This window comes from Streptomyces sp. NPDC127595, assembly GCF_042671685.1.
Lineage (GTDB): Bacteria > Actinomycetota > Actinomycetes > Streptomycetales > Streptomycetaceae > Streptomyces.
Genome location: NZ_JBHXWK010000027.1, coordinates 1 through 4,729, shown reverse-complemented (window position 1 = coordinate 4,729; position 4,729 = coordinate 1). Strand labels below are relative to the sequence as shown.

Genomic DNA, 4,729 nt, shown 5'->3' with positions numbered 1-4,729 from the left:
GCCGGATCCGGCGTCGGTCAGTGGGGTGGGGGTCCGGTGAGGCGGGCGTACGCGACGGGCATTTGATGTACCGGCCCCCGGCCCCTTCCGCCGTCCTCCGGGTGCGGGTGGTAACCAACGTCCGCAGCGGGGGCGGGGGCGCGCGCCGTCAGTTCCCCAGCCCCAGCCCCAGCCCCGTTCCGGTTTCCATCCGTCCGTCGGGGCTCGTCTTTTCGGCTCCGGCCCAGTGGTCTTGTGCCGGTCCGGCGTTTGGGGATGGGGTGGTGCCGTGCCGGTCCCCCACCTACCCGTGGGGGTTTCGCTTTTCAGCTCCGGGTGGGCGTCTTCGGTCCGTCCGGCGTTTCGGGTTGGGGTGGTGCCGTGCCGGTCCCCCACCTACCCGTGGGGGTTTCGCTTTTCAGCTCCGGGTACGCGTCTTCAGCCCGTCCGTCGTTTGAGGACGAGGCAGTGCCATCCCGATCCCCCACCCACCCGTGGGGGCGGGACTCTTCAGCTCCGGGTAGGGCCTTTCAGCCTGTCCGGCGTTTGAGGACGAGCGCGTTCAGCGCGATGGCGGGGGTCTGGGGGCGGCAGCCCCCAGGTACGGGATGGGTAGGGGCGGAGGGGGCGAAAGAAGTCGGGGCCGGTGTCGGGCGGGAACGCCGATGGCCCGGCCCCACGGGAAGTGGGACCGGGCCATCGGGTGGGACGGGGGATCAGCCCTCGGAGGGCTCCGCGGCCGCGGCCTTGCGGGTGCGGCGACGCGGCTTCGACTCGGCCGTCTGGGCCGGAATCTCGGCATCGACGGCCACGGCGGTGGCCTTCGCGGCGCGGGTGCGGCGCGGCTTGGCCGGGGCCTCCGCATCGGGCGCGACCTCGACCGCGGGGACGGCCGCCTTGCGGGTGCGGCGCGCCTTGGCCGGGGCCTCGGCGACGCCTTCGGCGGTGTCGACCGCGGCCTCCGCCACCTTGCGGGTGCGGCGGCGCGGTGCGGCGGGGGCCTCGGGCTCCTCGGCCGTCTGGGCCGGAATACCGGCCTCGACGGTCGCGGCGGCGGCCTTGCGGGTGCGGCGACGCGGCTTGGCCTCGACGGCCTCGACGGTGTCCACAGCGGCCTCGGCGGCCGGCTCCGTGGCGGTGGCCTTCGCGGCGCGGGTGCGGCGCGGCCTGGGCTCCGTCTCGGACGTGGCTTCGTCCGTGGCGACGGCGACCTTGCTGCGGGTGCGGCGGCGCGGTGCGGCGGGGGCCTTGGCGGCGCCCTCGGTGATGGCGACGGCCTCGGCCACGACGGTCTCGGCCGCGGCCTGTGTCGGCTCCACCGACTCCGCGGTCCTGCGGGTGCGGCGGCGACGCGGCTTGGCCGGCTCGGCCGATTCGTCCGTGACACCTTCGGCGGTCGCGACGGCGGTCTCCGCGGCCTCGGGCACGGCGACCAGCTCCGCCGCGCCGTTGCGCGTACGGCGACGGCGGCGGGGGGTGCGGGGCTCGCGCGCGTCTACCTCAGCGGCCTCGGCCGTCACCTGGGCAGACGCGGACGTCTCGTCCATCGGTGCGCCGTTGCGCGTACGACGACGGCTGCGCGGCGTACGCGCCGGGCGCTCACGCTCGACGGCCGGTGCCGAAGCGGCAGAACGGCCACCGCGGCCGCGCGGTCCGCCACGGCCGCCGGTCTCACCGAGGTCCTCGACCTGCTCGGCCGCGAGACCGGCGCGGGTGCGCTCGGCGCGCGGCAGGACACCCTTGGTGCCGGCCGGGATGTTCAGCTCCTCGAAGAGGTGCGGGGACGTGGAGTACGTCTCCGGCGGGTCCGGGAAGCCGAGGTTCAGCGCCTTGTTGATGAGCTGCCAGCGCGGGATGTCGTCCCAGTCGACGAGGGTGACGGCGATGCCCTTGGCGCCCGCGCGGCCCGTACGGCCGATGCGGTGCAGGTACGTCTTCTCGTCCTCGGGGGACTGGTAGTTGATGACGTGCGTGACGCCCTCGACGTCGATGCCACGGGCGGCGACGTCGGTGCAGACGAGGACGTCGACCTTGCCGTTGCGGAAGGCGCGCAGCGCCTGCTCGCGGGCGCCCTGGCCGAGGTCGCCGTGGACCGCACCGGAGGCGAAGCCGCGCTGCTGGAGCTGGTCGGCGAGGTCCGCGGCCGTCCGCTTGGTGCGGCAGAAGACCATCGCGAGACCGCGGCCGTCGGCCTGCAGTATGCGGGCGACGAGCTCGGGCTTGTCCATGTTGTGCGCGCGGTAGATGTACTGCGCGGTGTTCGCCACCGTCGCGCCCTCGCCGTCCGGCGAGGTGGCGCGGATGTGCGTGGGCTGCGACATGTAGCGGCGCGCGAGGCCGATGACCGCGCCCGGCATGGTCGCCGAGAACAGCATCGTCTGACGGCGGGCCGGCAGCATGTTCATGATCTTCTCGACGTCGGGCAGGAAGCCCAGGTCGAGCATCTCGTCGGCCTCGTCCAGGACGAGCGCGCGGATGTGCTTGAGGTCGAGCTTCTTCTGGCCCGCGAGGTCGAGCAGCCGGCCCGGGGTGCCGACGATCACGTCGACGCCCTTCTTGAGGGCCTCGACCTGCGGCTCGTACGCCCGGCCGCCGTAGATGGCGAGAACGCGTACGTTGCGGACCTTGCCCGCGGTCAGCAGGTCGTTCGTGACCTGCTGGCACAGCTCGCGCGTCGGGACGACGACGAGAGCCTGCGGGGCGTCGGTGAGCTGCTCGGGCTGCGCCCGGCCCGCCTCGACGTCCGCCGGGACGGTGACGCGCTCAAGGAGCGGGAGACCGAAGCCCAGCGTCTTGCCGGTGCCGGTCTTGGCCTGTCCGATGACGTCGTTGCCGGAGAGGGCGACGGGGAGCGTCATCTCCTGGATGGGGAAGGGATTGATGATGCCGACGGCCTCAAGGGCCTCAGCGGTCTCGGCAAGGATTCCGAGCTCTCGAAAAGTGGTAGTCAGGGTGCTGCCTGTTCTGTGTACGCAGTGCGAGGCGAGCGCGGGGGGTCGTGTCGGGACCGTGCCGGGGACGTCGGCCGCTCTTGACGGGCGGGCCGAGCGGCATGGGACCACTGCCGACGCTCGAGCTCTCGTACCACTGAGGGTTCCCTCCGAATGCCGTACGCAAAGTGACGTACCGACGTGGAGGGCTGTCGGGTCGGAGCCGATCGGGCCACCGACCGGGCATCCTCATTCATGCGGCCCGTCGAATAGTCGCCGGGCGCATTACCACCATACCCCGGAATCGCGCACATGCGATGGCCGATTTGGTCACGTAGTGGTCGTCACAGTGATTGACCAGGGACTTCCGTGTTGTGGTGAGCGGGCTATTGTGCGCTTCATGACGACGCCCGACAACGCCGCTGACACACCCGCCGAGGCCGCGGACGAGACCACCCCCGCAGTCACAGACGACACCGCTCCCGCGGCCACCGGAATCGCCGCCCAGGCCTGGGAGACGGCCTCCGTCGACCCGCAGTACCGCGCCGCGGTCGTGGATCTGCTCGGGGCGCTCGCGTACGGCGAGCTGGCGGCGTTCGAGCGGCTCGCGGAGGACGCCAAGCTGGCACCCACGCTGGGCGACAAGGCCGAGTTGGCGAAGATGGCGTCGGCCGAGTTCCACCACTTCGAGCAGCTGCGGGACCGGCTGTCGGCGGTCGGCGCGGACGCGACGCAGGCCATGGAGCCGTTCGTCGCCGCCCTCGACGGCTTCCACCGCCAGACAGCGCCCTCGGACTGGCTGGAGGGACTCGTCAAGGCGTACGTCGGCGACTCGATCGCCAGTGACTTCTACCGTGAGGTCGCGGCCCGTCTCGACTCGGACACCCGCAGCCTCGTGCTCGGAGTCCTCGACGACACCGGGCACGCGAGCTTCGCCATTGAGAAGGTCCGCGCCGCGATCGACGCGGACCCGCGGGTGGGCGGCCGGCTCGCGCTCTGGGCGCGACGGCTGATGGGCGAGGCCCTTTCCCAGTCGCAGCGGGTGGTCGCCGAGCGCGACGCCCTGTCGACCATGCTCGTGGGGGGCGTTGCGGACGGGTTCGACCTCGCGGAGGTCGGCCGGATGTTCTCGCGGATCACCGAGGCCCACACGAAGCGGATGGCGGCGCTGGGGCTGGCTGCCTGACGCCGCCTCACCCGCGAGCCGCCTGACGCTGCTTTGCCCGCGAGCTGGCTAACGCCGCCTCGCGCGGCGCCTCACACGGCGGTCGGTCCGGCGGACCCTGCGCAGTGGATCACGCAGTGGATCACGCAGTGGATTACGCAGCGGGTCGCGCCGTCGCCGAGCGGCGGCGAAATCCTTCCGCGGGGCGCAGCAGCAGGGAGAGCGAGGCCGTGGAGACCGCCACAGCGCCGATGAAGATCACCAGCAGATGGCCGGCGCCCAGCGCGGTGTGCGTCAGGAAGGCGCCGAACAGGGCTCCGGCCACACCGGTCGACAGGACCAGTGTGCGGCTCGGGAGGCGGTGCGGCAGGCGGTACGCGGCCGCCCAGGCCAGTGCCAGACCGAGCATCGCGGAGCCGAGCGTTTCCAAGAGCATGGCGGGGGTTCCTCCCGGACGGCCGGTGCGATTCGGTCGTAGCCCGTCCTACCCCTGACGTGCGGAATACAACCCTCCTATGTAGTGGATCTGTGCTCCATCTGTGGTGGAGATCTGAACCCGGACGAGCGATCCGGACGAGTGAACCGGACGGAGGCATCCGGCCATCTCGGCGAGCGGACGAGGAGGGGCCCGGTGGCACTGCCACCGGGCCCCTCC

General features: G+C 72.4%; 3 protein-coding genes. 1 reads left to right on the top strand and 2 read right to left on the bottom strand.

The annotated features are described in order from the left end of the window. Positions 1-695 precede the first annotated feature (695 nt). Positions 696-2,837, bottom strand: a complete 2,142-nt coding sequence (locus ACFVKT_RS40015) for a DEAD/DEAH box helicase (RefSeq protein WP_385741900.1) — start codon at positions 2,835-2,837, stop codon at positions 696-698. Between the two features lie 472 nt (positions 2,838-3,309). Between ACFVKT_RS40015 and ACFVKT_RS40010 the strand changes: the two genes are divergently transcribed. After that, positions 3,310-4,095, top strand: coding sequence for a ferritin-like fold-containing protein (locus ACFVKT_RS40010; RefSeq protein WP_385741897.1), 786 nt, complete (start codon positions 3,310-3,312; stop codon positions 4,093-4,095). A 133-nt stretch (positions 4,096-4,228) separates the two neighbouring features. On the opposite strand, the gene ACFVKT_RS40005 is transcribed toward ACFVKT_RS40010, so the two are convergent. Beyond that, positions 4,229-4,510 carry a hypothetical protein gene (locus ACFVKT_RS40005; protein WP_385741894.1) on the bottom strand — a complete coding sequence of 94 codons (282 nt, stop codon included), beginning with the start codon at positions 4,508-4,510 and terminating at the stop codon, positions 4,229-4,231. Positions 4,511-4,729 lie beyond the last annotated feature (219 nt).

Excerpts from the sequence above, each read along its gene's own strand:
- ACFVKT_RS40015 (WP_385741900.1), bottom strand. The coding sequence starts at position 2,837 with ATGACGCTCCCCGTCGCCCTCTCCGGCAACGACGTCATCGGACAGGCC.
- ACFVKT_RS40005 (WP_385741894.1), bottom strand. The coding sequence starts at position 4,510 with ATGCTCTTGGAAACGCTCGGCTCCGCGATGCTCGGTCTGGCACTGGCC.
- ACFVKT_RS40010 (WP_385741897.1), top strand. The coding sequence starts at position 3,310 with ATGACGACGCCCGACAACGCCGCTGACACACCCGCCGAGGCCGCGGAC.